Source organism: Candidatus Kosakonia sp. 282A-S69 (genome assembly GCF_029433855.1).
Classification (GTDB): Bacteria; Pseudomonadota; Gammaproteobacteria; order Enterobacterales; family Enterobacteriaceae; genus Kosakonia; species Kosakonia cowanii_A.
Genome location: NZ_JAROAU010000005.1, coordinates 250,598 through 250,860, shown reverse-complemented (window position 1 = coordinate 250,860; position 263 = coordinate 250,598).

The window sequence follows — 263 nt, the reverse complement described above, 5'->3', positions numbered from 1 at the left end:
CGCATGTGTTGGCACTCACTCACAGCCCGTTAAAAAAAGCAGCGCATGCATTTCCGCGCTGAGAGAATGCGGTTAAAATAGCCGTCAAAATAACAACACTCACTTGGGTTCGGTTCTGGAAATCACAATGGCAACCATCAATAAAGAAGCACGCGCAAACCGCAAACAGCAAATTCTGGAAACCCTGGCAGGCATGCTGCAAACACCGCGTGGTGAAAAAATCACCACCGCCGCGCTGGCAGCCAAACTGGATGTATCCGAAG